At 71.0% G+C, this 25,176-nt stretch carries 23 protein-coding genes and 1 pseudogene; 13 read left to right on the top strand and 11 right to left on the bottom strand.

The window, feature by feature from the left end; translation table 11 throughout:
- The first annotated feature begins 135 nt into the window (after window positions 1-135).
- The 4 genes and pseudogenes from IE239_RS32015 to IE239_RS32000 form a co-directional block, all read left to right on the top strand.
- Entirely contained in the window at window positions 136-498 is a 363-nt protein-coding gene (locus IE239_RS32015) for a hypothetical protein (protein WP_190152943.1), read from the top strand.
- A complete protein-coding gene (locus IE239_RS42525) occupies window positions 495-1,787 on the top strand; it encodes a DUF8616 domain-containing protein (protein ID WP_229878443.1) in 1,293 nt (430 codons plus the stop codon). Before IE239_RS32015 ends, IE239_RS42525 begins: the two co-directional genes overlap by 4 nt.
- 22 nt (window positions 1,788-1,809) lie before the next feature.
- Complete coding sequence (locus tag IE239_RS32005) at window positions 1,810-2,799, top strand: hypothetical protein (protein ID WP_190152942.1); 990 nt, start codon at window positions 1,810-1,812, stop codon at window positions 2,797-2,799.
- A gap of 73 nt (window positions 2,800-2,872) precedes the next feature.
- Window positions 2,873-3,924: pseudogene (locus tag IE239_RS32000) on the top strand (helicase-related protein); the annotation flags it as partial.
- A 169-nt stretch (window positions 3,925-4,093) separates the two neighbouring features.
- Here the strand turns inward: IE239_RS32000 and IE239_RS31995 are convergent.
- The gene (locus IE239_RS31995) at window positions 4,094-5,128 is read right to left on the bottom strand and encodes an SAM-dependent methyltransferase (RefSeq protein ID WP_229878441.1); all 1,035 of its coding nucleotides are present in this window, start codon (window positions 5,126-5,128) and stop codon (window positions 4,094-4,096) included.
- Window positions 5,129-5,195: 67 nt separating this feature from the next.
- Here IE239_RS31995 and IE239_RS31990 point away from each other — a divergent pair, with 67 nt between their 5' ends.
- Entirely contained in the window at window positions 5,196-5,744 is a 549-nt protein-coding gene (locus IE239_RS31990; protein WP_190152964.1) for a hypothetical protein, read from the top strand.
- Window positions 5,745-5,915: 171 nt separating this feature from the next.
- Here the strand turns inward: IE239_RS31990 and IE239_RS31985 are convergent, their stop codons facing one another.
- Complete coding sequence (locus IE239_RS31985) at window positions 5,916-6,308, bottom strand: DUF302 domain-containing protein (protein ID WP_190152940.1); 393 nt, start codon at window positions 6,306-6,308, stop codon at window positions 5,916-5,918.
- A 276-nt stretch (window positions 6,309-6,584) separates the two neighbouring features.
- Between IE239_RS31985 and IE239_RS31980 the strand changes: the two genes are divergently transcribed.
- Together IE239_RS31980 and IE239_RS31975 are read left to right on the top strand one after the other, a co-directional pair.
- Complete coding sequence (locus tag IE239_RS31980) at window positions 6,585-6,971, top strand: rhodanese-like domain-containing protein (protein ID WP_190152939.1); 387 nt, start codon at window positions 6,585-6,587, stop codon at window positions 6,969-6,971.
- Window positions 6,968-7,714, top strand: coding sequence for a sulfite exporter TauE/SafE family protein (locus IE239_RS31975; RefSeq protein WP_190152938.1), 747 nt, complete (start codon window positions 6,968-6,970; stop codon window positions 7,712-7,714). Before IE239_RS31980 ends, IE239_RS31975 begins: the two co-directional genes overlap by 4 nt.
- Window positions 7,715-7,735: 21 nt before the next feature.
- Here IE239_RS31975 and IE239_RS31970 read toward each other — a convergent pair whose 3' ends face one another.
- Window positions 7,736-8,023, bottom strand: coding sequence for a metal-sensitive transcriptional regulator (locus tag IE239_RS31970; protein WP_047017838.1), 288 nt, complete (start codon window positions 8,021-8,023; stop codon window positions 7,736-7,738).
- A gap of 81 nt (window positions 8,024-8,104) precedes the next feature.
- On the opposite strand from IE239_RS31970, the gene IE239_RS31965 reads away from it, so the two are divergent.
- Window positions 8,105-8,707, top strand: coding sequence for a rhodanese-like domain-containing protein (locus tag IE239_RS31965; RefSeq protein ID WP_190152937.1), 603 nt, complete (start codon window positions 8,105-8,107; stop codon window positions 8,705-8,707).
- Between the two features lie 48 nt (window positions 8,708-8,755).
- Here IE239_RS31965 and trxA read toward each other — a convergent pair whose 3' ends face one another.
- The 8 genes from trxA to IE239_RS31925 all read right to left on the bottom strand — a co-directional run bounded on the left by trxA (window position 8,756) and on the right by IE239_RS31925 (window position 18,827).
- Entirely contained in the window at window positions 8,756-9,127 is a 372-nt protein-coding gene (gene trxA / locus IE239_RS31960) for a thioredoxin (RefSeq protein ID WP_190152936.1), read from the bottom strand.
- 365 nt (window positions 9,128-9,492) lie between these two features.
- The gene (locus IE239_RS31955; protein ID WP_190152935.1) at window positions 9,493-10,098 is read right to left on the bottom strand and encodes a class I SAM-dependent methyltransferase; all 606 of its coding nucleotides are present in this window, start codon (window positions 10,096-10,098) and stop codon (window positions 9,493-9,495) included.
- 212 nt (window positions 10,099-10,310) lie between these two features.
- On the bottom strand, window positions 10,311-11,696 hold the full coding sequence (locus IE239_RS31950) for an MBL fold metallo-hydrolase (RefSeq protein ID WP_190152934.1): 1,386 nt from the start codon (window positions 11,694-11,696) through the stop codon (window positions 10,311-10,313).
- A 124-nt stretch (window positions 11,697-11,820) separates the two neighbouring features.
- Window positions 11,821-13,050, bottom strand: a complete 1,230-nt coding sequence (locus IE239_RS31945; protein ID WP_190152933.1) for an NAD(P)/FAD-dependent oxidoreductase — start codon at window positions 13,048-13,050, stop codon at window positions 11,821-11,823.
- Between the two features lie 48 nt (window positions 13,051-13,098).
- The gene (locus IE239_RS31940; RefSeq protein WP_190152932.1) at window positions 13,099-13,425 is read right to left on the bottom strand and encodes a rhodanese-like domain-containing protein; all 327 of its coding nucleotides are present in this window, start codon (window positions 13,423-13,425) and stop codon (window positions 13,099-13,101) included.
- 808 nt (window positions 13,426-14,233) lie between these two features.
- Window positions 14,234-16,186 carry a primary-amine oxidase gene (locus IE239_RS31935; RefSeq protein WP_229878439.1) on the bottom strand — a complete coding sequence of 651 codons (1,953 nt, stop codon included), beginning with the start codon at window positions 16,184-16,186 and terminating at the stop codon, window positions 14,234-14,236.
- 66 nt (window positions 16,187-16,252) lie between these two features.
- On the bottom strand, window positions 16,253-17,686 hold the full coding sequence (locus tag IE239_RS31930) for an APC family permease (protein ID WP_190152931.1): 1,434 nt from the start codon (window positions 17,684-17,686) through the stop codon (window positions 16,253-16,255).
- 433 nt (window positions 17,687-18,119) lie between these two features.
- Complete coding sequence (locus tag IE239_RS31925; RefSeq protein WP_229878438.1) at window positions 18,120-18,827, bottom strand: IclR family transcriptional regulator; 708 nt, start codon at window positions 18,825-18,827, stop codon at window positions 18,120-18,122.
- A 208-nt stretch (window positions 18,828-19,035) separates the two neighbouring features.
- Between IE239_RS31925 and IE239_RS31920 the strand changes: the two genes are divergently transcribed.
- The 5 genes from IE239_RS31920 to IE239_RS31900 all read left to right on the top strand — a co-directional run bounded on the left by IE239_RS31920 (window position 19,036) and on the right by IE239_RS31900 (window position 25,152).
- Window positions 19,036-20,511 (top strand): aldehyde dehydrogenase family protein, encoded by a 1,476-nt coding sequence (locus IE239_RS31920; RefSeq protein WP_190152929.1) that lies wholly within the window; start codon window positions 19,036-19,038, stop codon window positions 20,509-20,511.
- A 58-nt stretch (window positions 20,512-20,569) separates the two neighbouring features.
- A complete protein-coding gene (gene wrbA, locus IE239_RS31915; protein ID WP_190152928.1) occupies window positions 20,570-21,193 on the top strand; it encodes an NAD(P)H:quinone oxidoreductase in 624 nt (207 codons plus the stop codon).
- Complete coding sequence (locus tag IE239_RS31910) at window positions 21,177-21,932, top strand: DsbA family oxidoreductase (RefSeq protein WP_190152927.1); 756 nt, start codon at window positions 21,177-21,179, stop codon at window positions 21,930-21,932. Before wrbA ends, IE239_RS31910 begins: the two co-directional genes overlap by 17 nt.
- Window positions 21,933-22,003: 71 nt before the next feature.
- Window positions 22,004-23,602, top strand: a complete 1,599-nt coding sequence (locus IE239_RS31905; RefSeq protein WP_229878437.1) for an acetolactate synthase large subunit — start codon at window positions 22,004-22,006, stop codon at window positions 23,600-23,602.
- 11 nt (window positions 23,603-23,613) lie between these two features.
- Entirely contained in the window at window positions 23,614-25,152 is a 1,539-nt protein-coding gene (locus IE239_RS31900) for an aldehyde dehydrogenase family protein (protein WP_308435440.1), read from the top strand.
- Window positions 25,153-25,176: the final 24 nt, after the last annotated feature.

Raw genomic sequence — 25,176 nt, 5'->3', positions numbered from 1 at the left:
GGCAGCACAGCCCTCATCCTTTGCCCACCTTGATCGGAACTTTGCCGCCCCTTTGTCGGGATCGCGGCAGCAAACCGGCTCGGTGAACTAGCGTCTTCGGGCCGGTCAGCCGACTCAGGGGGAGCAGAAGACGCCATGGGCGACCACAGTGACGGCAGGGTACTCGACATCAAGATCGCCGATCTGAAGGCGACGGCCCCGCAATTCCATACGCACAGCTCCGACCTGGCCAAGGCGCTGACCAAGCTCAAGACCGGCCTGGCGGCGGCCGGTGCGCCGTGGGGTGACGACGAACAGGGTGAGGAGTTCCACGAGCACTACGGTCCGCACGTCAAGAGGATGGAGGCCGCCGCCGGGATTCTCGCGCTCGGCCTGGCCAGCATCGAAGCGGCCATGACCGACATGGCCGACGGTCACATCGACAACGAACTGCTCGTCCGCTCGATGTTCAGCAAGATCCAGCCCGCCCCGCACGATGCCGACGGGAGCGCGCGGTGAGCGCAGCCGACAAGGCGAAAAAGATCGTCCAGGACATGACCGGCATGTGGTGGCCGGATGCCGACGAAGGAGGTCTGCGCGACGCGGCCAAAGCCTGGCGGGACTTCGCCGACGACCTGGAGGACGTGACGGCCGCCGCCAACAAGTCGGCGCGCGGCATCATCGAGCACAACAAGGGCGAGGCGATATCCGCCTTCGACGACCCGTTCTGGCGCCGCTACTACTACGACGGCCACGGCTGGCTCCAGGACATGATCGATGGCGCCCGCGACATGGCCAAGGCCCTCGACCAGTACGCCGACGTCGTTCACAAGGCCGTCAAGCATCTGGAACACGAGCTGGAGATCGTCGGCGCCACCATCGTCGCCGGCACCGCCCTCGCGGTCTTCACGCTCGGCATCTCCGAAGGTGCCGCGGCAGCCGCCACCGTCTCGATCCTGGAGCTGTCCGCCACGCTCGGCGTGACCGTGTCCACCGAGATCGCCACCATCGCCGGCACCACCCTTGCCACGGCCGCCATCGGTGGACTCGAATCGATCACCGTCGACCTCGCCGTCACCCAGCCCGTCGCCATGGCCATCGGCGAGAGCAAGGGCCTCAGCCTCGACGAGGTGAGCGACTCCGCCCTCTACGGCATGGAGTTCGGCGGCGCCTTCGGAGGAGGTGGGAGCACAGCCCGAATCGTCGCCGAGAACGGCGGAATGGAGGGCCTGTTCAACGGCTTCCGGCTGAACAGCGCGGCCCTCGACGAGATGGGCAAGTCCCGTACCTGGAAGCTGATCCAGTCTCCGGACTCGAAGATTCCCGCCGCACCGGCGCGGGCCGGCGATTACGAGTTGGTCTCGGGCGACCCGGTCTACTTCGGCAAGAACACCACCACGGTGGGCTACGACGAACGCACCTTGAACAACCTGCAACGAGTCGCCCGTGTCCCTGGCGTACACGACGTGGTCGTCCACGGCACGGACGAGGGGGTTTTCGTCCCCGGCCGCATCAACGCCGCGGGAAAGACTCTTACAGACTTCGAAGTGCACCCCAACCACATCGCGGACGCCATCCGCAGCAATCCCAATTACCACGGTGAACCGGTGCGCCTCATCTCCTGCTACTCCGGCGCAGACGCGAGACCGCCCGAGCTGCCCCTCGCGCAGTCCGTCGCCAACGAGCTCGGCGTGCCCGTGACGGCGCCTACGAGCAAGGTGGGAACGTCCCCTCAACTCGGCCTCAACCAGACCCCCACCATCGGCAACAATGGCTACTGGCGCACCTACCTGCCCATGGCCCATTAGCGGCAGGCTCACAGGAGTGAAAATGATCAAGCGAGCGGGCTTCTATCGGGAGATCGGCGGCCAGGCCACCACGGCAGCCGATTCGCCGTCGCTGCGAGATGCCGTACAGGACAGTGGGCCCTGGGACGAGGACCGTATCCTCGCCTACCTGGGATCGGCCCTGGAGATCTACACCACGATGGGCGCCGAGCGCGACGTCCTCACCGGCGAAGAGTGGATCCCGGGCTCCGGATCCCTGATGACGGATGGCACCTGGCTCTGGCCCGTCGATCTCACGCACTACGTACGCCGTCACCACGCTGCCCTGCCGCAGGAGTTCCTGGACCACATCCGGACCAACGACTACACGGTCCCTGTCGTGCCCGACGAACAGGCCAGGCACATTTTCCAGGAGGAGTTCCCGGACCACGCCCCCGCTACGACCCCGTCCAGGGCTGCGGGCTTCTTTACCTGGTACGTGCCGAAGCTGGACAGCGCGCGCGCCCATCAGCTCCTCACGCATCTGGAGAACGCCGGGCTCTCCGCCGTACACCCGCTGACCAATGCCCTCTTCGGGTTCCGCGAGACGCCAGTCGGAAACCGTGAGCCGCTGATGGGTGATGGCGCGGCCCTGGCCGCTGCCTTGGCTGACGATCGATACTCGAAGGCCGAGTTCACCTGCTGGAAGGGCTACGACCAGTCCCTGACCGGCATCGTGCGACGCACGGATGAGGCGACGCAGAGCATCACGCTGCGCCTCACCGACGTTCCCGTGCCCGACCGCGAGGAGGCGGTCGTGGCACTGGTGCGCACGCTCGATCAGGATGCGGCCGTGTGCCGCGGGTTCGTCATCGACCGAGTCGGCGTTTCGGCTTCCCAGGACTGGGACCGCATCCTCGTCGGCAACGGAGGGCACTTCACCGTGTGGCCCGACACCGTCGGCATCCTCCGGGACCGCGTGGGCAACCACCCTGAACTGGCCTACAGCAAGCCGACTGCTTACGGCCCACTCGAAGTCTTCCACCGCGCGTGAACCCCGTGCGCTGGATCTCGGCGAGCCCGTGATCCTGCGGGCCATGGCGCGGTCCGAGCCGCGTCAGAACAGGACCCACGCCTCCCTCTCCGTCGACGAACGCGCCCGCTCCGAGCAGGCCTTCGCCGAGGCACGTGACTGCGTCATCGTCTCCACCTCCACCCTCGAACTCGGCATCGACGTCGGCGACCTCGACCGCGTCATCCAGATCGACTCACCGGCCTCCGTCGCCTCGTTCCTGCAACGCATCGGCCGCACCGGCCGCCGCCCCGGCACCGTACGCAACCGCCTGTTCCTCACCACCCGCAAGGACACGCTGCTGCAGGCAGCGGGTCTGCTGCTGCTGTGGTCGCGCGGCTGGGCCGAGCCGGTCCTCCCTCCGCCCGAGCCGCGCCACCTGGTGGCCCAGCAACTGCTCGCCGTCACCCTGCAACAGCCGTCTTGTCCGGACGCACAGAGATCGGCCGCACCGACCCGAGCGTGCTCACCGAGGAACGTCCCGGGCCGCGACGGCTGCTGCTCGGCGGACGCAGCTGGCAGGTCACGTGCATCGACTGGCTGCGCAAACGCGTCTTCGTCGAGCCCGCTGACGGCGGCGGCATCGCCAAGTGGATGAACGGCGGCGTCGCCGGACTGTCGTACGCTTTGACGCGCGCTATGCGCGAGGTGCTGCTCGGCACGGACCCGCCGGTCTCCCTCACCCGGCGCGCGCAGGCGTGCCTGGCCGAACAGCGCGAGACCGACGCACCCGGAACCGTGCACCCGGGCGCCACGCTGATCACGCGCGTGGGCTCGGACGTCCGCGGGTGGACCTGGGCCGGCTACCGCGCCAACGCCACCCTGGCGACCACCCTCCAGTCGGTGACCGACCCCCTGCAACGGCCCACCGACAGCTGGCTGCGCCTGCGTGAGAACCTCACTTCGGCGGATTGGCGTGCGGCCCGTGAGAACGTCGGTGAAAATCTCGTCCTGCCTGACGTGGATCGTCGGGCCGTACGCGGCCTGAAGTTCTCCGCCGCCCTCCCGGAACGCCTCGCCGTGGCGACGGTGGCGGCCCGCTTGGCCGACTTCGAGAGCGCCCGCTCGGTGCTCCGTGAGTCGGTGCGCTTTCAGCACGACGGCTGAATCGGAAAGGCCGCCAAGGCCGCGGCAGACGGACGCCAGGCGTTACGCCCGCCCTGCGCGCGGCACTTGGCGTGGTGGTGGTCAGGTCCTCCCTTGCGGCCGTCGAGACCTGTGAATCACCCCGGGTTTGATGGGGGGCCACCCGTCGGCTGCTCGACGGGTGGCCCGTTCAGCGTGTGAGCCGAAGTTGCCAGAGGTCCAGGTAGCCGGATCGGAAGCCGGCCTCCGAGTACGCCAGGTAGAACTCCCAGAGACGGGGGAAGTCCGGGGCGAAGCCGAAGGAGGCGATGTCCTCGCGGGCGAGGAAGCGCGAGCGCCACAGGGCGAGGGTCCGCGCGTAGTGGTCGCCCATCCGGTGGCGTCCGCTGATGCGGAGCGTGGTCGGGGCGAGGGCTTCCTCCACGGCGCGGAGCGAGGGGATCTGCCCTCCGGGGAATACGTACTTCTGGATCCAGGTGCGGATGTCCTTCGTGGCGAGCATCCGGTCGTGGGGCATGGTGATCGTCTGGAGCGCGGCGCGTCCGCCGGGCGCCAGGAGGCGGTCGAGTACCGCGAAGTAGGTCGGCCAGTACTCGGCCCCGACCGCCTCCAGCATCTCGACGGAGACAACCGCGTCGTACTCGCCCTCGGTCTCGCGGTAGTCGCGCAGGAGGACCGTCACCCGGTCGGCCACGGCCGCCTCGGCGATCCGTGAGCGCGCCAGGTCGCGCTGGCGTGGTGAGAGCGTCAGTGTGGTCACCTCGGCGCCGCGCAGTCCCGCCCGGACGGCAAGCGCGCCCCAGCCGGTCCCGATCTCCAGCATGCGTGTCCCCGGACCGACCCCGGCCAGGTCCAGGACGCGGTCGATCTTGCGGAGCTGCGCGGCGTGCAGGTCGTCGCCGGGGCCGAACAGCGCACACGAATACGTCATGGACGGGTCGAGGAAGAGTGCGAAGAACTCGTTGGACAGGTCGTAGTGGCGTCGGATGTTCGAGCGGGCACCCTCCACGGTGTTGCGCTCCGTGTCCGGACGGCTCTGGTCGGCCCACCGCCGGAACGCGGTCGCGGGCCGACGGGCCGGGCGCGTCAGACGGGCCGCGACCGGCGTCAGCAGTCCTGCTGGATCGGTGCTCGTCCAGTCGCCCGCCATGTACGCCTCCCCGAAGCCGGCGGGGCCGACGACGGCCAGCCGGGAGAAGAACGCCGCCGGGCGAACGATCCGCATCACCGGCGAGTCCGGGCCAACACCCTCCGGCGGTGCCGACCTCGTACGGCAGCGGCTTGAGCAGGCGGTGTCTTCGGGCCGCAGCACGGACCTGCCGACCACCCTGGTCGACCTGCTGGCGCGGATGAACAGGGTGGCGCCACTGACGCAGGACACGAGCCGCCGCGTCCTCGACGTGGTCATGGAACCGGCTCTGCGGATCTCGGAGAGTTCGGCAGGGCCGACGGGGAAGACCGCACAGAACGAACTCGCCACGGACTTCGGCTGCTTCGTCACCGCGGTCACCCGGCTCGCTCTGCACAGTCTTCCAGCCGCCGAGGTGGCGGCGTCGGTCCGCCGCGTCATATCTGGCTGGGACCCTCGCCAGATCGGCAACCGAGTCGAGCGCGACATGGTCACCCTCTTTATCGCAGTGCTCCACCATCACCCGGAGTTCGCCGACTGGCTGGTCACCGATCTGTGGCCCGCCGCGGGCCCCGGCACGAAGAGGGCGATCGGCGAGGCCTTCGCGGTTCATGAACGCCGTAGCCCCGGCAACCGCGCTCTCACCCTGGCCCAGTCCCCGGACTGCTCGCCCGATCTGGCCCACCGCATTCGCACCTGGCTGCGCCGATGAGCTACGCGGCCAGGAATCGGCAGACTCCCCATCCGCGCCAACCTGCGGGATCAGGAACTGGGACCGCTGATCACGGTCACCTTGGGCCGCTGAAACCGTGCGCCGATGCGCCGCGCCGATCTCGGGGCCTTGCCGTCTGCCCGTGCGGTCTGCGCTGCGCCGGTTGTCCGTTCAGCCTGTGCTGAGGGAGGCGAGGGCAGCGTCGAGGCGGTGGGTGGCTTCCTCGGCGACCCGGCGCAGGGCGTCGAGTTCGGTGAGGGCGACCATGGTGTTCGGGTCGAGGGCCTGTACGGCGGTGCGGTCGCCGTCGCGGCGGACGACGACGTTGCAGGGCAGCAGCAGGCCGACGGTGCGGTCGGTCTCCAGGGCGCGGTGGGCGAGGGGCGGGTTGCAGGCGCCGAGGATGACGTAGTCCTCCATGTCGTGGTCGAGCTTGGCTTTGAGGGTGGCGGTGACGTCGATCTCGGTGAGGATGCCGAAGCCCTGTGCGGCGAGGGCGTCGCGGACGCGCTCCACGGTGGTGGCGAAGTCGGTGTCGAGGTGGACGGTGCGGTCGTAGCGCATGGGTCTGGGCCCCTCTCGGTGGCGTGAGCGGCGGGACGGGTGTCCGGCCGGGTACGAGGTGCCCGTGGGAAGTTCCCGGGCTTTCCCTGCCCCTCGAAATACCCCCAGGGGTACCTGTGTTACCGTCGCAAGTATACCCCCGGGGGTAAATATTCACTGAGGGGGAGGCGGCTGAGGGCGCGGGACTCGCCCTCTCCGGGCTCCCTGACGGCGCCGGACGCCGCCGAGGCCGGCCGATCCGACCGCCGGCCTGACGAACAGGAGCCAGAGATCGAGATGAGTGTCTTCCGACGAGGCCGGGGCGGCCCGGGCCGCGTGAGCGTGCGGGAGGCGGCCGTGCGCACCGGGCACGACGACGCCGACGGCGGTGGTGACGCCGTACTGCTCGACGTGCGCGAGCCCTACGAGTGGCAGGCGGGGCATGCGCCGCGAGCCGTGCACCTGCCGCTGTCCGCGCTTGCTGCCGGGGCGCGCCTGCCCGCTCACGCGCAGGCGCGGCCCCTGGTCGTGATCTGCCGCTCCGGCAACCGCTCCCGCCGGGCCGCCGAACTGCTCGTCTCCCGGGGTTCGCAGGCCGTGGACGTGGTCGGCGGGATGCGGGACCGGGCCGAAGCGGGGCTGCCGGTGGTGGACGCGCGCGGACAGAACGGCATCGTCGCGTGAGCGCTCTCGTTCTCGCGCTGGCCGCCGGAGCGGTCATCGGCCTGGCACTCGGCGCGCTCGGGGGCGGCGGCAGTGTCCTGGCCGTCCCCGCACTGATCTACCTGCTGGGCTTCAGCCCGGTCGGCGCGACGACCGCGAGCCTGGTCATCGTCACCCTCACCTCGGTCACCGCGCTGGTCGCGCACGCCCGCGACGGGCATGTGCGGTGGCGGACGGGACTGCTGTTCGCCGCGGCCGGGATCGGTCCGGCGATGCTGGGCGGCGCACTGGCCGGGCGCATCCCGGCGTCCGTGCTGACCGCGGCCTTCGCCGGGGTCGCGGGAGCGGCCGCCGTGCGCATGCTGCGCTCCCGGCCGGCCCCCGAAGGCACTGTCACGGTGCGGCCGACACGCGCGGCGGCGGCCGGTGGGGGGCTCGGCGCGGTCACCGGCGTCCTCGGGGTCGGCGGCGGCTTTCTCGCCGTGCCGGCGCTGGTGGGCGTGCTGGGCATGCGGATGCGCAACGCGGTGGGCACCAGCCTGCTGGTCATCACCGTCAACTCGCTGGCCGCACTGTCCATGCGCGCCGGTACGGTCGAGGGGCTGGACTGGGCGGTGGTCGGCCCCTTCATCGGGACCGCGATCCTCGGCGCGTGGGACGGCAAGCGGCTGTCCGTGAAGGTTTCCGGGCCCACGCTTCAGCGGATCTTCGCGCTGGTGCTGCTGGCCGTGGCCGCCTTCATGCTGATCGACTCGCTGCTGTGACGGCCGCCGCGGCGAGCACCGTCAGGCCAGGGACAGGAACAGCTTCTCCAGCCGGGCGCGCATCGCCTCCGGGTCCTCGCCGTTCTTGCGGCCGGACTCCATGTCCGTCACGCACTGCTGCAGCCCGGTCGCGATGATCGCGAAACCGGCCCGGTCCAGCGCGCGCGAGGCGGCGGCCAACTGCGTGACGACGTCTTCGCAGTCGCGCCCCTCCTCGATCATCCGGATCACCCCGGAGATCTGGCCCTGTGCCCGGCGCAGACGGTTCAGCACAGCCTTCAGGTCCGCACCTTCGAGCTCCAATTCCACGATCACTCCTCGAAAAATACCCCTAGGGGTACTGTACGTCCCGATTCGGGACGGCGTCGACCACCAAGGATCACACCTGTCATGACCAACTCCCCCGTTCCCGTCTCTCTCGGTCCCGTCTCTCTCGGTGCGGCGCAGGTCCGCACGCGGCTGCACGAACTGACCGTCATCGACGTGCGCACGCCCGCCGAGTACGCCTCCGGTCATCTGCCCGGTGCTCTCAACATCCCCCTGGACCAGGTCCGGCGGGCGCTGCCGGAGATCCGCCACGCCGCCGAGCACGGCGACGTGCTCGGCGTGTGCGCCTCGGGCGCCCGCTCGGAGGGCGCCCGCAAGCTGCTGGCCGAGCAGGGCGTCACCACGGCGACTCTCGCCGGGGGCACCGGGGCCTGGGCCTCCCAGGGGCACGATCTGCACACACCGGCGGCCTGCGACACCCGTTCCGGCTGGAGCATGGAACGCCAGGTGCGCTTCACCGCAGGCGCCCTGGTGCTCGTCGGTCTCGTCCCGGGCCTGCTGGTGCATCCGGCCCTCCTGCTGATCTCGGCCGGTGTCGCGGGCGGCCTGGTCTTCTCCGCCCTCACCGACACCTGCGGCATGGCGGTCGTGCTCGGCAAGCTGCCGCACAACCGTCCGCGCGCGGCCGATCTCGACGCCGCCCTGGCCGCCCTGCGCGGCCGCTGAACCCGGGGTTCCGGGGCGCCCTCCTGTTCCGCGGGCGCCCCGGGCGTGTCAGTTCGCTCCCGCCGATCCCACGGCGGCCTTCCGTCGCACGTCGTCCATGTCGACGGACCGGATCTTCCCGATGAGCTCCTCCAGCGCCTGCGGCGGCAGCGCGCCGGGCTGCGAGTACAGCACGGTCCGGTCGCGGACGGCCATCAGGGTGGGGATGGAGGAGATCTGGAAGGCGCCGGCGAGTTCGGGCTGGGCCTCGGTGTCGACCTTGCCGAAGACGATGTCCGGGTGGCGTGCGGCCGCCTTCTCGTAGACGGGGCCGAACATCCGGCACGGTCCGCACCAGGCGGCCCAGAAGTCGATCAGCACGATGTCGGAGCCGGTGACGGTCTCCTCGAAGTTGTCCTTGGTCAGTTCGACGGTCGGCATGGAGTTCCCTCCGCTCATGTATACCCGGTGGGGTATCTGCGTCCACTCGGTTCAACCGGTGCCGGTGTGGCTTTGTTCCGGGCGCGGTCCAGTCGGCCGGCCAGTGCCGCCCCGCCCAGCCCGTGATGGCGGGAGCGGGGGCGGTGAGGCGCCCGTCGGCGGTGAAGCGGACGTCGGTCAGCCGCAGCGGTGGGGCGGCGGGGTCGTCGTGGTGGGGTCACTGTCCGCTGCGGGCGTCGAATCGGTAGGCCCGCAGCGCACCCGGGCGGAACTGGAGGCACGGCCGGCCGACGACAGCGTCGAGTTCCCCGACCGGTGCCTGGCGACCACGCCCGGTACAGCGGCCCGACGCACGCTGACCAGGGTCATTTCCGTACTGCGCGGACGAGCGTGTCGAGGGCGCTGCGGCTGCCGCCCTCGGCGTCGGTCACCGGCCGGGCGGCCGTCTCGGCCCGCAGGATCTCGGCACAGGGCCGCCACAGTTCGGCGACCTGCTCAGGTGTGTACAGCACGCGCGGGTCCTGCGGGCCGCCGAACCCGTGCTCGGGATTCGCCGCGTCGTGACCGACGAGGAGCAGGGTGCCGCCCGGGCGGACTGCCATGGCGGCCCGGGGCAGTACCTGGGCCATCTGCGGCCACGGCAGGTGCAGATACGCGATCAGGGCCAGGTCGTACGTCGCCTCCGCAGGGGTCCAGAGCGTGAGATCGGCGTGAACGGTGCGCAGCGGTACTCCCCGGTCGGCGGCCAGCCGCTCGGCCTTCTCCAGGGCTACGGCGGAGAAGTCGACGGCGTCCACCTCCCAGCCCCGCTGCGCGAGCCAGACCGCGTTGCGGCCTTCACCGGCGGCGAGGTCCACCGCCCGACCGGACGGCTCCAGAGGAGCCAGCTCCGCGGCCACGAAGCGGTTGGGCTCGGCCTTCCACACCAGTTCGCTGCCGCGGTAGCGCTCGTCCCAGTCCGCCGCGTCCATGTCTTCCGCCTCAATCTTCCGCGCGCGCGGAATCGTCGGTGTCGGTGTCGGTGTCGGTGTCGTGGTTCGGGGTTCGGGGTCCGGGGTCCAGTGTGCCGTCTGCTGCGAGCAGACAGCGGTAGGGGCAGTTGCCGGGACCCGGGGCTGCACGGGTTTCCGCGCGGTCGGGGGCGGCGGTCGTTCTCCGTGACCGCCGCCCGGTCGGCGAGGGATCAGACGTCCGCTGATGTGGGCAGGGCGAGCCAGGCGCCGTAGCCGCCGAGCAGGTCGGAGACGTCGGTACGGCCGTGGTGGCGGAGCAGGCTGGCGGCGATGGAGGAGCGGTGGCCGCCCGCGCAGTGCACGACCAGGGGGCGGGCGGCCGGGAGCTCGGCGACGCGGCGGGCGAGTTCGGCCAGCGGGATGTGGAACGAGCCCTCGATGAAGCCCTCTGCGCGCTCGGCGGTGTTGCGCACGTCCAGGACCAGCGGCGGTTCGTCCCCGTCCAGCAGGCGGCGCAGTTCGTCGGCGGTCAGGCGGCTGGCCTGCTTCATCTCGTCGGCCAGGGCCGGGAAGGCGCCTTCGGGTTCGCGCAGGTAACCGCCGACCTTGTCGAAGCCGATCCTGGCGAGCCGGGTGACGACCTCCTCCTCGCGGTCCTGGGGAGCGATGACGACGACGTCCTGGTCGGGCGCGAGGACCATGCCCGCCTGCTCGGCGAAGCGTCCGTCCGCGGGCACGTTGACCGAGCCGCGCAGATGCCCGGGCGCGAAGTCCTGCGGCGAACGGGCGTCGAGGACGACCGCCCCCGCCGCGCGCCGCCGCATGAACTCCTCCACGGACAGCGGCCGGGGCGCGGCGGCCGCGTCGAACAGGCCGTGCTCCTTGCGGTTGAGGATGGCGTCGTAGACGAAGTAGGCGGGCGCCGACGGCTGCCCCTCCGTCACGAGCGCCACGAATGTCTCCTCGCTCATCGGCCGGCAGGCGTAGTTGGTGGCACGCTGCTCGCCGATGGTGGACTGGCGCTGGGTGGAGAGGTTCTTGCCGCAGGCGGAGCCCGCACCGTGGGCGGGGAAGACCCGGACCGCGTCCGGGAGGTCCATCAGCTTGTGCTGGACGGTGTCGTAGAGCATCGTGCCGAGTTCCTCGGCGGTCACACCGATCGAGGCCAGCAGGTCGGGCCGCCCCACGTCGCCGATGAAGAGAGCGTCCCCGGTGAGCACGCCGTAGGGGACGGTGTCCGCCATGTGCTCGTACACCAGGACGCTGATCGATTCCGGGGTGTGGCCGGGGGTTTCGAGGATCTGGAGGGTGACGTCGCCGAGGGTGATGCGTTCGCCGTCGGTCAGTTTGCGGATGGGGTACTCGGCCTCGGCCCGTTGTCCGTAGCCGATCCAGGCGCCGGTGCGGTCGGCCAGTTCGAGGTGGCCGGCGAGGAAGTCGGCGTGGAAGTGGGTGTTGAGCACGGCCTCGATGGTGAAGCCGTGTTCGGCGGCGTCGGTGAGGTATTCGGAGACGTCGCGGCGGGGGTCGACGACGACGGCCCTGCCGGTGATCTCGTCGGCGATCATGTAGGACGCCTGGGAGAGGCAGTCCAGGTAGTACTGGGCGAAGAACATGGGTGGATGACCTCCGAGCCGGAAAGGGTTGTTACCCCAGGGGGTACAGGGAAGGGTCTGATGTGCCCTGGTCGAAGGGCGGGGGGAGTGGCCGGCCCGGTCGGGGGACGCCCGGGCCGGCCGGTCACAGGCGGCCGGTGAGCATGCCGTGCCAGTACACGGGCGGCAGTCCGTACCGTTTGAACAGCCACATCGTGCGCCGCTCCTTGAAGGGGTCGAGCAGCGGGAACGTGGGCGTGGGCTTGAGGTCGTAGTCGAACTCGGCGAGCAGCATCCGGTCCCGGGCGGTCACCAGCGGGCAGGACGTGTAGCCGTCGTAACGGCGCGACGGAGTACGGCCGTTCATGACGTCGAGGAGGTTGCCGGCCACGACCGGGGCCTGCTTGCGCACGGCCGCGCCGGTCTTGGAGGTGGGCAGGCCGGCCACGTCGCCCAGGGCGAAGACGGTGCCGTGGACCGGGTGCTGGAGGGTGTGCTTGTCGGCGGCGACGAAGCCCTGCCGGCCGGCCGGGTCCGCGAGCGGGCTCTCCTTGACCCAGTCCGGCGCGCTCTGCGGCGGCACGGCGTGCAGGAAGTCGTAGCCGAGGGTCTCCTTGGTGCCGTTCGCGTGGTTCGTGATCGTGACCTCGCGGGCGTCGCCGTCGACGGCGGTCATCTCGGAGCGCAGCCGCACCTCGATGCCGTAGCGGGCAGCGACCGTCTCCAGGACCTGCGACCAGGCGGGCACCTTGAACATCGTCGGATCGGGGATGACGAGCACGATGCGGATGTCGCCGAGGACCTTCTCGCGGCGCCAGTGGTCGGCGGCCAGGTAGGCGATCTTCTGCGGGGCGCCGCCGCACTTCAGCGGCGTGGCCGGGTGGGTGAAGACGGCCGTGCCGGAGCGCATCCGCTTGATGAGCTCCCAGGTGCGCGGGGCGTACTCGGGTGCGTAGTTGCTGCTGACCCGGTCGTGCCCGACGGCTTCGGCGAGGCCCGGCACGCCGTTCCAGTCGAGCTGGAGGCCGGGCGCCATCACCAGGTGCTCGTAGGTGAGTTCGCCGCCCCCGGACAGGGCCACCGTGCGGGCGTCGGGGTCGACGGCCAGGGCATGTCGGCGGACCCAGCGCACACCGTCCGGGATCACCGAGCTCTCGGGGCGCCGGGCGGTGCGCAGGGGGGCCTGGCCGCCGCCGACCAGGGTCCACAGCGGCTGGTACCAGTGAGTGTCGGACGGTTCGATCAGCGTGATGTCGTCGACGCCCGCGCGGCGCAGGCGGGCGGCGACGCTGATGCCGGCGCTGCCGCCGCCGATGACGGCTACGCGGTGACGGCCGGAGAGCGGGGTGTCGGTGGGGGAGGGGATGGCGGCCAAGGCAGTGCTCCTTCCCGACTGGCCGGTGTGCGGGATTCGGACGGGGTGTCAGGCCGCGTGCTCGGACGAGCCGACGGCGATCGGGCGGCCGCTGTGGGCCCAGGCGCCGGTGCCGCCGGCGACGGAGTAGGCGTCGATGCCGCGGGAGGCCATCCGGTCGGCGGCGCTCCTGCTGCGGTTGCCGCTGGCGCAGATGACGAACACCGGCCGGTCGGTGGGCAGTTCGCCGCACCGCGCGGGCACGGTGCGCAGCGGCATCAGCCGCGCGCCGGGGACGTGCCCGGCCGCGTACTCGTCCGCCTCCCGTACGTCGACCACGAGCCCGCCGCCGGCCCAGGCCGCCGCGAACGCTGCCTGCGTCACTTCAGAAGCCACTTCGTTGCCTCCTCAATTACCCCCGGGGGTATCCTGCTGGCGAGCGTACGGCGGCTCGGAAGGTGTCGTCAAATACCCCCAGGGGTATTTGCCCGGGAGGCAACTCGCGGCGTCGGAGACCGGACCGAGTCGTGACCCTTGCGGCGGCGGAACAGGTTCTCGCTGTTCCCCTCCGGCCGCGTACAGCCGCGGCACCGCCCCGTGGGGCCCGGTGAGCCCGCCGCCCAGGCGCGTACGCGTTCGCCCGCAGAGCCGGCCGCCGCGGGTGTGATGTCGGCCCGGGACCCCCGCGCGCGGCGCCGGGCCGCCCGGCCGGGGCAGGGCATGCACGCGGCGGGGACGCTGATGGGCGAGCACCTTCCGTTCGAGTCCGTTCCCTACTTCTGGACCCACCGGTTCGATGCGACGCGCGCCGCGTCGGACGTATCTCCCCGGACGGCACCATCGCCGTACTGCGCCACGAGGAGAACTCGCTCGTAGCCGCCTACGGACGGGACGGCGTCATCCGCGGAGCGGTCTGCGTCAACGCCCCCCCCCGGCAGCTCGCTACCCTGCGCAACGCCATCGCGCAGCGCGCGGACTTCCGCGAGATCGCCGGCAGCGGCATCACACCGGTGACCACAACCCCCTGACCGTCCTCCGGCCGCCGGCTGCCCACCGGACAGCCCGGTCCGGACATCCACCGGGAGGGCTCGCCTACCGCCCAAGCGCCCCTGACCAGGGAAATGCTGGTCAGGGGCGCTTTGTCTGCCGGATGGTCACCAGGGTGCCGAGGAGGGGAGGCCGAGGGGCCGTCGGAGTCCGGACGTCACGGGGTCTGCTCGGCGGCGGGCTCGTGGTCCGGGGCGCAGTGTCCGCTGCCGTGGTGGGCGGGCGGGGGGACGTCCAGCGAGGGGTTCCGGTCGAAGAATCCGGCCGGCTTCAGGGAGAACCCGACGTAGTCGCACGGCATGATCGGCCAGTCCTCGGGCCGCGGCAGATGTGAGGTGCCGAAGGTGTGCCACAGCACGACGTCGGTGTTCAGCAGGTCGCGTTCCTGCTTGACCCATTCGCCGATGCCGTCGCCGGGATGCTGGTTGGGGTAGTCGCCGGCCGCGTGCAGTTCCGTGGGGGAGTAGCGGGTGACCCACAGGTGGGAGCGGGCGAACTCGGCCCGCCGGGCGAGATCGCTGTCCGGCGCAGCCAGCAGGGTCGGGCCGACGAAGGGCACGAGCTTGTAGGCGACCGGCTCGCCATGGCGGTTGAGCACGCCGGGGTTGGTGATCTTCCAGGTGCGTGCGGTGAGCGGGTCGCACATCCGGCGGCTGTCGCGCTCGTTGCCGATCGGGGTCTTGCGCGCCACGATGGCGTTGCCGTAGGGGTTGTCCGGCCCGGTCGGCAGGCCGACCGCGTCGACTTCCACGACGGTGTTGTCGGGGCCGTCTATCTCCAGGTCCAGCCGCATGTTGAACAGATGCTGGTGGTTGGGGGCGTCCAGCTGCGGGGCCACGATGGTTCCGAACCGCGGTGTGGCGCCCGGTGCGATCGCCCGGGTCTGGACGATGCCGGTGAGTTTCGCCTCGAACTGAATGGTGCCGTCGAGGTAGAAGTACCAGAAGAACCCGTACTCGTAGTTGCCGATGGTGTGGATCGCCGACACGACCAGGCGGCGTGAGCGGCGGACCTCGGCCTGGTCGGCATAGCGGAAGTTCCAGTGCTTCCAGAGGATTCCGTAGTCCTCCTCGTGCAGACAGATCGCGTTCGTCACGGTGTGCGGAGTGCCCGATTCATCGGCCAGTACCGCGTCCAGGTAGCGGATCTCGCCGAGGCAGTCGCAGCCCAGCGACAGGGATCCGACCGTCTTCCCGAGGTTGTACTCGCCGGCGTCGAAGACGTTGCGGAAATAGAAGTCGTCGCTGGTGTCGCCGTAGGGCACGACCATCTCGCTGATGCTCGCGCGGTGCAGGACCGACCGCCGACGCTCCCCGTCGAGGTAGGAGACGTCGCTGATGACGAGTCCTTCGACGGTGTCGATATGCGCGTGCAGCCGCCACCGCTGCCACTCGATGACGTGTCCGTCGAGCGTGAACGAGGGGCCGTCGGGCTGGGTGATCTCCAGCGGGCGCAGGTCCGTCCGGAGCGGACCGACGCTGCCGGCGTCGTAGTTCCCGCTCTCCGGCGGGACGGGAATCGGGTCGCCCTCGATGATCGCGGCGACGGACTGCTCGTCGCAGTCGATCACGAACACCAGATTGCCGACCGGCCGGGCGTAGCCGTTGTCCTCGGGGAAGGTCCGCACATACGCGCTGGCCCGGATGATGCGTCGGCGCGCGTCGATGCCGTCGATGGGGAGTGTTCCGGTGGACCAGGGATCGATCTGCAGCAGATCCAGGTCGTCGACTCCGTGCCGTGCGAGAGCGGCCACGGCCCCGGCGTCCTTCTTCACGATGTCGTCCAGGGCCATGATCTCCTCGATCATGATGGCCGGCTGGACGCCCGGAACATGCGTCCAGGACGTGATGGTCCCGGCGTTGAGGTCGACCCGTGCCTCGTAGGCGGCGGCGTCGGCGCGGTCGTAGACGACGAGGAACGCCGACCGGTCGAGCGGGGACTCCGGGTCGTGGTCGCGCACCGACTGCTTGTCGGGGTGGTCCAGGCGCACGAGGGGGAACCGCGGAGTCGTCAGTTGCGGTTTGCCCGCCCGGACGATCGCGACGGCCGACTCGATCTCCGTGGCGGACAACGGGTCGTACGGGTGGGACGCGGGGGACTGCAGGGTCATGCTGATCGTCTTCCCATCGATGGTTCTTCGGACCGGCGCGCCGGGCGCGGGACCCTGACCGTTCGGCTAGCTCTTGTCGCCGGCGAGCGGGCGGGGCTCGGGGACAGGGGATCCGAGGTCCGGCCGCCCCTGTCGGCGGAGGGCGAAGAAGGCCCAGACGATGCCGAGAACGAGCCAGATGCCCAGAGCCGGCGCGACCGTGTCGAGAGGGCTGGTGGCTTTGTAGAACGATCCGAACACGGCTCCGGCGGCGACGAGGATCCCGGCGAAGGCGGCGATCACCAGCTTGACGCGGTTGACCTCGTGCCAGAGGCCCTTGGCGCCGGCGGCGCTGACCACGAGATACATCAGGGCCAGGCCGGTGCCCCCGAAGCCCGCCATCCAGCCGAACATCGGTGACCACTCGGGCTGCAGCACACCCGGTTGCCCGGTGGCGAGGGAGAAGATGCCGTGGTCGACCCGGACCAGGACGATGGCGACGACCGACACCGCGCCGAGCAGCGCGGCGCCGCCCGTCGGGGTGTAGAAGCGGGGATGCACAGCCGCCAGTGGTGCGGGCAGCCTGCCGGCGCGCGCCATGGAGAGCATGCCGCGGGTGGCGGCTACCCCGACTCCGATCGCGACGGCCAGGACGTCGAGGATGATCAGGACCGCGACCACGTCGCCGAACGCGGACGAGCCGAAGGCGCTGCCCGAGGCGAGCGTCTGAAGCGGGAAGACGCTGTTCTTCCACGCCGTGCCGTCGAGGCCGAAGCCGATGTCCTGGGCGTAGGCGGTGATGACGAAGTACAGCCCGACGATGGTGAGTGACATGAGCACGGCCCTGGGGACGTGCCGTTTCGGGTCGTCGGTCTCTTCGGCGAGGTTGGCGGCCGACTCGAAGCCGATGAACATGTTGATGCCGTAGAGCACGCCGTAGAGGAGGTCCAGGCCGCTGATGGAGAACGGGTTGAACGGCTTGGCCGACAGGCTGTGCCCGCCGAGGCCGCCACGGAAGATGATGTAGAGCGAGAAGCCGAGCACGACGGCGGACGAGATCAGCACCAGCGCCAGCTGGGCGTTGACCGAGACCTGGACGCCGATGACGACGATGACCAGGACCACGGCGAGGTAGGCCAGGGCGAGCGGCCACCAGGGCACGTCGATCGAGAAGGCGGTCTGCAGGAACGACTGCGTGAGACCGCCGAGCACGAGGAAGGTCGCGGCGCCGAGGACCAGCATGGCGCCGTAGTAGACCCAGCCGGCGACGACGCCGACGCGTGGTCCGGCCCCGTCGCAGACGTATTCGTAGAGCGAACCGCACAGGTGGATCCGCTTGGCGTACTGGGCGATGATCCAGCCGGCGCCGAATATTCCCGCGCCCGCGACGATGATCGCCAACGGTGTTGCGACGCCGGCGCCGCGGCCGGTGGCCGAGAGCCCCACTATCAACGGCAGCAGCGCCGCGACCGAGAAGACCGGCCCCATGAAGCCCACGGACTGGGCCAGGACGCCGGTCATGGAGAGTTTTCCTCGGCCGAGCGGCTGATTGTCTGGAGAAGTCATCTGTCCACTCCCGGTGAGGGATCGCGGAGCTGTACGATTTTCGTACAGGCCGTCCGCTATTGGGCAGATGGTGGGGCCGCGGAGCTCGCATGTCAACCCACCCGAGCGGCGATCGGTGAATGGCGGGGCACGGAGTCGGCGCCATGTTCGCCGCTGTCGGCCGCGCCGGGAAGCGGCGTCGGCGCAGGTGCCTGACCTGTGGACGACGTCGCCGCCGAGGCCGGCTCACGGGGCGGGCGCGGACGTGCTCGCCGCCGGGGCATGGGTGAATCATGCCGCCCCGGCGGCGGGTGGGCGCCTGCCGGACACGGCGCATCCGGGCATGCCGGCGAGCCGCTCGGCGCGGCCGCGCCGAGCGGCCTTGACCGGCGTCGAGGGGCGGTGGGGTCTAGCGACTGCTGGACATGTCGAATCCGGGTGTCCCGGTGAGCCGTTGAGCCGCTTCGGCGGCCGCGCTCGTCACCAGGTCGCCGACCGTGGGGTCGGGCATGCTGACCCCGAGCTGGACGATGCCGAGGCTGGCGGTCGGCCAGTCCGATACGCGTATGGGGGCCGCCACGCCGACGGCGCCCTCCTGCAGAGCGCCGACGCTGACGGCGTAGCCCTGCCGGCGCGCGCGCCTGACGTCTTCCGTGTCGGAATCGCCTGGCGGCCGGCCGGCCAGGATCGCCACGCCGTCGGCGCCCACGGTGAGCGGGTGCCGCGCGCCTTCGCGCATCGCCAGGTGCATGGTGCTGTCGGGCGGCTCCGCGGTGAGCAGGACCAGGGCCTGGTCGCCGTCGGCGACGCTGAGCAGCGCGGTGCTGTTGGTGCGCTGGCTCAGTTGGCGCAGGATCGGCAGCGCGACGCTCTGGAGCCTGGGCCGTAGCCGACTGGCCAGCTCGGAGAGGCCGAACCCCAGGACGTAGCGCGTGTCGAGGCGCGTGACGAGGTTGTGGGCCTCGAGGGTGCGCAGCAGCCGGTAGACGATCGCGCGGGCGGCCCCGAGATGTCCGGCGAGTTCGGCGGCGGTGAGGCCGTCGCTGTGCTTGGCCAGCAGTGCCAGCACGGTCAGCCCGCGGTCAAGCGTCTGTGATGTCTCGCCGCCTGAGCTCACTCGTGTCGCCTTCCCGCGGTCCGTCCGGTTCTGCCGGTTCATGCTGTCACGTTTCTCGATGGCTCATGCCTGTGTCCGATTCGGCGTGATCCGGTGGATCCCGTGTCGAAAGGGGCGTTGCTGCCCGGTATCGCGACCCTTGACTGCGCCCACCGTGAAAGCGTACCGTCCGAATATCGTCCAGGAGAACGGTAATCGTACAATGTCGATGCGTGCAGAAGCGGAAGAGCTGGCCGGCACGGTGCCGCCGGTGCCGTATGTGGCGGGAACATGGCAGACGGCCGGGACCGGCGGGACCTTCGACGTCGTCGACCCCGTCACGGAAGGCGTCCTCGCGACGATCACCGAGGCGGACGCCACCGCCGTCGACCTCGCGGTGTCGGCCGGGCACTCCGCGCTGGACGACGGCGACTGGGGCCGACTGGACGGCGCCGCACGCGGTGTGCTGCTGGGCCGGCTGGCGGACCTGATCGACTCGCGTCGGGAGGACTTCGCGAATCTGGAGTCGCTCGAAGTCGGCAAGCCCGGTGTCGAGCCCCGGATGATCGACCTGCCGCAGGCCGTGCAGACCTTCCGGCACTACGCCGGGTGGGCGGACAAGATCGAGGGGCGCATGATCCCGACCCCGGGATACATGGGCCGCCAGACCCTGAACTACACGATCCGCCGGCCGATCGGCGTGGTCGCGGCCATCACGCCCTGGAACTCGCCCACGATGATCGGGTCCTGGAAGGTCGCGCCCGCCCTGGCCGCCGGCTGCGCCGTCGTGCTCAAGCCGCCGGAGGACGCGCCCCTGACGTCGCTGCTGCTCGCGCAGCTCATCGACGAGGCCGGGTTCCCGCCGGGCGCGTTCAGCGTCCTTCCCGGCCGGGGCGCGACCACCGGCAACCTGCTCGTCGAACACCCCGGCGTGGACAAGATCTCCTTCACCGGCAGCCCGGAGACCGGGCACATCGTCGCGGTTGCGGCGGCCAGGGGATTCCGGCCCACGACGTTGGAGCTCGGCGGCAAGAGCCCGCAGATCGTGTTCGCCGACGCGGACCTCGACGCGGCCGCCGACGGGGTGGCGCTCGGGATCTTCGCCAACCAGGGTCAGGTCTGCGCGGCCGGCAGCCGCATCCTGGTCGCCCGCTCGGTGTACGGCGAGTTCGTCGACCGGCTCGTCGCTCGCGCGGACGCCGCCGTGCTGGGCGATCCGTTCGACCAGGGCACCACCATGGGCGCGCTGATCAACGCCAGGCAACTCGAGCGGGTCGCCCGCTACATCCAGATCGGCCGGGACGAGGGCGCCCGGCTCGTCGCCGGCGGCGGGCGGCCGCACCGCAGCGGCTACTTCATCGAGCCGACGCTGTTCGCGGACGCGTCCAACGACATGACCATCGCCCGGGAGGAGATCTTCGGACCCGTCGGCACGATCATGTCCTTCGACACGGACGACGACGCCGTCGCCCTCGCCAACGACAGCGCCTACGCCCTCGCGGCGACTCTGTGGACCTCCGATCTCAGTCGCGCGCACGGGGTGGCGCAGCGCGTCCGGGCCGGCGCCGTCGCGATCAACGGCTGGTCACCCCTGGACCCCCGGCTTCCGTGGGGCGGGTCCGGCCTCAGCGGCCACGGCCGCGAACTCGGCCGCGCGGGGATCGAAGCCAACACCGAAGAGAAGACCGTGACGGTCGTTCTGTGAGACCCGTCGTCCGGGCTGCGTCGCAGCCGCACCGCAACTTCCCGAAAGGCACGTCGTCATGACCGCTCGCATACTCGTCACCTATTACAGCGCGACCGGATCGGTCCACCGCCTCGCCGAGGCCGTCCGGGACGGCGCCGCCTCAGCGGGTGCCGAAGTCCGTCTGCGCCGCGTCGCCGAGCTCGCCCCGGAGGAGGCGATCGCCTCCAACCCGGCCTGGGCCCAGCACCGACGCGACACCCACGAGGCCGTCGAGGTGGCCACGCTGGAGGACCTGGAGTGGGCGGACGGCTACGCCTTCGGCACCCCGACCCGCTACGGGGCCCCCGCCGCCCAGCTCAAGCAGTTCCTCGACACCGCCGGCAGCCTGTGGCAGGACGGCAAGCTCGCCGACAAGCCCGTCACGGCCTTCGTGTCCTCGGCCGAACGCAACGGCGGCCAGGAGTCGACCATTCTCTCGCTGAACAACGTCTTCTATCACTGGGGCAGCGTCATCGTCCCCCTCGGCTACACCGACGACGTCGTCTTCGCAGCCGGCGGGAACCCGTACGGCACCTCGTGGCCGGCGGGCTTCCCGTCCACGATGCCCGACGACGTGACGCTGGAATGCGCCCGCTTCCAGGGCGCGCGCCTCGCCCGGTTCGCGGTCGCCCTCTCGGCTCGCCATGCCACCGCCGCGTAGCAGTCCCTCCGATGCCGCCCTGCGGGTGGAGATCTGGTCCGAACTGCACTGCCCATGGGCGCTCGTCGCGATCCACCGCCTGCGCGAGGCCCGCCGCGAACACGGCCTCGACGTCGTGTTCGTGCCGCGAGCCTGGCCGCTGGAATGGGTCAACAGCCGCGGCACACCGCGCGAGATCGTCACCACCGAGACCGCCGCGCTCGCGAGCCATGAACCCGACCTGTTCACCGCGTATCGCGGCGAATCCTGGCCGTCGACCTTTCTCCCCGCGTTCGAACTCGTCGCCGCCGCTCGCCGCGTCCACGGCGTCGTCGCGGCGGAGGAGGTCGACTACGCACTGCGCCTGGCGTTCTTCCGGGACGGCGTGGACGTCAGCATCGCCGCCGGGCTGCACCGGGCACTGGAGCTCGCGGCGGACACCGCGTCGCTGGACCCCGAAGCGGTCATGGAGATGTGGAGGGAGTCCGACGTCCGGTCGGACGTCGCCGCCGACCATCGCGCGAGCCTGCGCGTCACGATCCAGGGCAGCCCGCAGATCGTCTGGCCGGACGGAACGAGCGATCACAACCCGGGCATGACCGATCACGAGTGGCACGGCGGGCTCGTCAGGATCCTGAGCACCGACCGCAGCGCGCCCGAGCGGCGCCTGCTCGAGGTCGTCCGCGCCGTCCGCGAGGGCGGTCCGCCACCGGATCCGACCAGGGCCGAGGCCACGAGAAAGCCGGCCGGCGGCGTCTGATGTCCGCGCGTCGGCTCCTCCGACCCCGCAACCGGCGGGCTCGGCCCCATCACGAGAGGCACTGCCGTCGCATGACTGATCCGATCACCGACACGACCATGAACCGGGGCGGTGGCAAGACCGGTGCACAGGTACTGGTCGAGGCCGTCGCCGCCGGAGGCGTCGAGGTCTGTTTCGCCAACCCCGGCACCACGGAGATGCCGTTGGTGGCGGCGCTCGACGCGGTGCCCGCCGTACGCCCTGTGCTCGGCCTGTTCGAGGGGGTGTGCACCGGCGCGGCCGACGGGTACGCGCGGATCGCCGGAAAGCCCGCCATGACCCTGCTGCACCTGGGCCCCGGTTTCGCCAACGGCGCGGCCAACCTGCACAACGCCCGCCGGGCCCATTCCCCGATCCTCAACGTCGTGGGAGACCACGCCAGTTGGCACCTTCCCTACGACGCCCCCCTCACCAGTGACATCGTCTCCCTGGCCACACCGGTGTCCGGCTGGGTCGGCACGGTCGGCTCGGCGGACGACATGAGCCGCACCACCGCCGAGGCGCTCACAGCGGCCCGGACCCCTCCCGGCCACGGCGCCACGCTGATCGTTCCGGTGGACTTCCAGCAGGAGGCCGTCACCGAAACGCACGCCGGCGCCTCCCCGCGACCGGCACCGCAGCCGGCGCCCGTCGGCGCCGACGTGGTGGAGAGGCTGGCCAAGCGCCTGAGCGGCGGTTCACGCACCGTGTTCCTGCTCGGCGCGCAGGCCCTCACCGAACCCGGACAGCGCGCCGCGGAGCGGATCGCCGCCGTTGCAGGGGCCACGCTCTACAGCGAGACGTTCCCCGCGACCGCCGAACGCGGCGGCGGCCTGCCCGGCCTGGACCGACTGCCGTACTTCCCGGAAACGGCGATCAAGGCACTGGCCGGTGCGCGGACCGTCGTGCTCGCCGGCGCGCTGGAACCCGTCTCCTACTTCGGCTACGAGGGCATTCCCAGCCTGCTGGCCCCGCCCGGATCGGTGGAGGTGCTCGCAGCCCCGGGCGACGACGTCGTCCAGGCGCTGGAGGACCTGGCGGACGCCCTCGGAGCGCCCGTGCTGACCCACGGCCGGGCGGCCGCGCCGGACGGCGCGCATCTGCCGGAGGGCCCGCTCACGCCCGGGACGGTCGGCCGGATCGTCACCGCTCTCCTGCCCGAAGGGGCCATCGTCTCCGTCGAGGGCGGCACCTGCGGCTACCCCTTCTTCACGGCTTCGGCCGACGCGCTGCGCCACACCGCACTGACCAACACCGGAGGGGCGATCGGCCAGGGACTGCCCGCCGCGCTCGGTGCGGCGATCGCCGCACCCGAGCGTCAGGTCATCGCACTGCAGTCCGACGGAAGCGCCCAGTACACCATCCAAGCGCTGTGGACCATGGCCCGAGAGCAGACGTCCGTCATCACTCTGATCGCTTCCAACCGCAAGTACAGCATCCTGCAGACCGAGCTGACCCGCCACGGCGCCAGCCTCGCCGGCCCGGCATCCACGGCTCTGACCAGCCTCGACGACCCCGCTCTGAACTGGATGGGGCTTGCTCACGGCTACGGCGTCCCGGCCGAACGAGCCGAGACGGGCGGCGAACTGGCCCGCGCCCTGCGACGGGCCCTGGCCGCCGGCGGCCCTCGGCTCATCGAGATGGCTCTGTGAGAGGAATCCCCGTGCACGACACCGCTCCGCCCCCCGCACCCGAGACCGGTCCGGCCGAAGCACACGAGAAGGTACGCCGGTACCTGTCCGAGCCGCGGACGATGCTCGTCGGCGGCGCGTGGGTGCCCGCCGTCTCCGGCGGGACCTTCGACACCCTCGACCCGGCGACCGGCACGGTGCTGACCCAGGTTTCCGAGGGCGACGCCGCCGACGTCGACCGGGCCGTCGCCGCCGCCCGACGCGCCTTCCAGGACCCCCGCTGGCGGCGCATGAGCGCGATGGACCGGGGCCAGCTGCTGCACCGGATCGCCGACCTGATCGAGGCCAACGCCGACGAACTGGCACTGCTCGAATCCCGTGACAACGGCAAGCCCGTCTCGGTGGCCCGTGCCGTCGACGTCGGCACCAGCGTCAAGATGTTCCGCTACTTCGCCGGGTGGCCCACCAAGATCGAGGGCAGCACGATCCCGGTGTCCCCGCGTGGCGGGATGCGGGTGCTGAACTACACCACGCACCAGCCGGTCGGTGTGGTCGGCCTGATCGTCCCGTGGAACTTCCCCATGTCGATGGCCTGCTGGAAGCTGGCCCCCGCGCTCGCGATGGGCTGCACCGTCGTGCTGAAGCCGGCCGAGGAGACTCCGCTGTCCACGCTGCGGCTGGCCGAGATCCTGACCGAGGCCGGCCTGCCCGACGGTGTGGTCAACGTGGTCACCGGCCGCGGCGCGACCGCGGGCGCCGCCCTGGCCGCACACGACGGGGTCGACAAGATCGCTTTCACCGGCTCGACGGAGACCGGCCGGGCCATCGTCCGGGCCGCCGCCGGAAACCTGAAGAAGGTCTCGCTCGAACTCGGCGGCAAGTCGCCCAACATCGTGCTGCCCGACGCGGACCCGCAGAGCGTCGCGGAAGCCGCCGCCCAAGCCGTCTTCTTCAACCAGGGCCAGGTGTGCACCGCCGGATCCCGGCTGTACGTCCACGACGCGATCTACGACGAGGTCGTGGACGCCGTCGCCGAGCAGGCCCGCAAGATCGTGGTCGGGCCGGGCAGCGATCCCGCCACCGGAATGGGCCCCCTGGTCTCCGCCCGGCACCACGAGACGGTCTCCTCCTACATCGAGTCCGGCCGGCAGCAGGGCGCCCGCCTGGCCACGGGAGGCCGGCGACCCGAACTGCCCCCGCCCTACGCCGGCGGCTACTTCCTCGAGCCGACGGTCTTCGCCGAGGCCGAGCAGGGCATGCGGATCGTGCAGGAGGAGATCTTCGGGCCGGTGCTCGCCGCACTGCGCTGGAGCGACGTGGACGACCTCGTCGCCAAGGCCAACGACACCCCCTTCGGCCTGTCGGCCGGAATCTGGACCTCCGACCTCGGACACGCCCACCGGATCGCCGACGATCTGCAGGCCGGCACCGTCTGGATCAACTGCTTCAACCTGACCGATCCGGCCTCGCCCTTCGGCGGCTTCAAGCAGTCGGGCTGGGGCCGCGAAATGGGCCGCAAGGTGCTCGATCTCTACACCGAGGTCAAGAGCGTCTGGGTCAACCTCGACTGACCACCTCGCACTTCGGAGCAATCC

It is taken from the genome of Streptomyces humidus (assembly GCF_014649655.1).
GTDB classification, from domain to species: Bacteria; Actinomycetota; Actinomycetes; order Streptomycetales; family Streptomycetaceae; genus Streptomyces; species Streptomyces humidus.
This window is presented reverse-complemented; position numbering and strand designations above follow the sequence as displayed.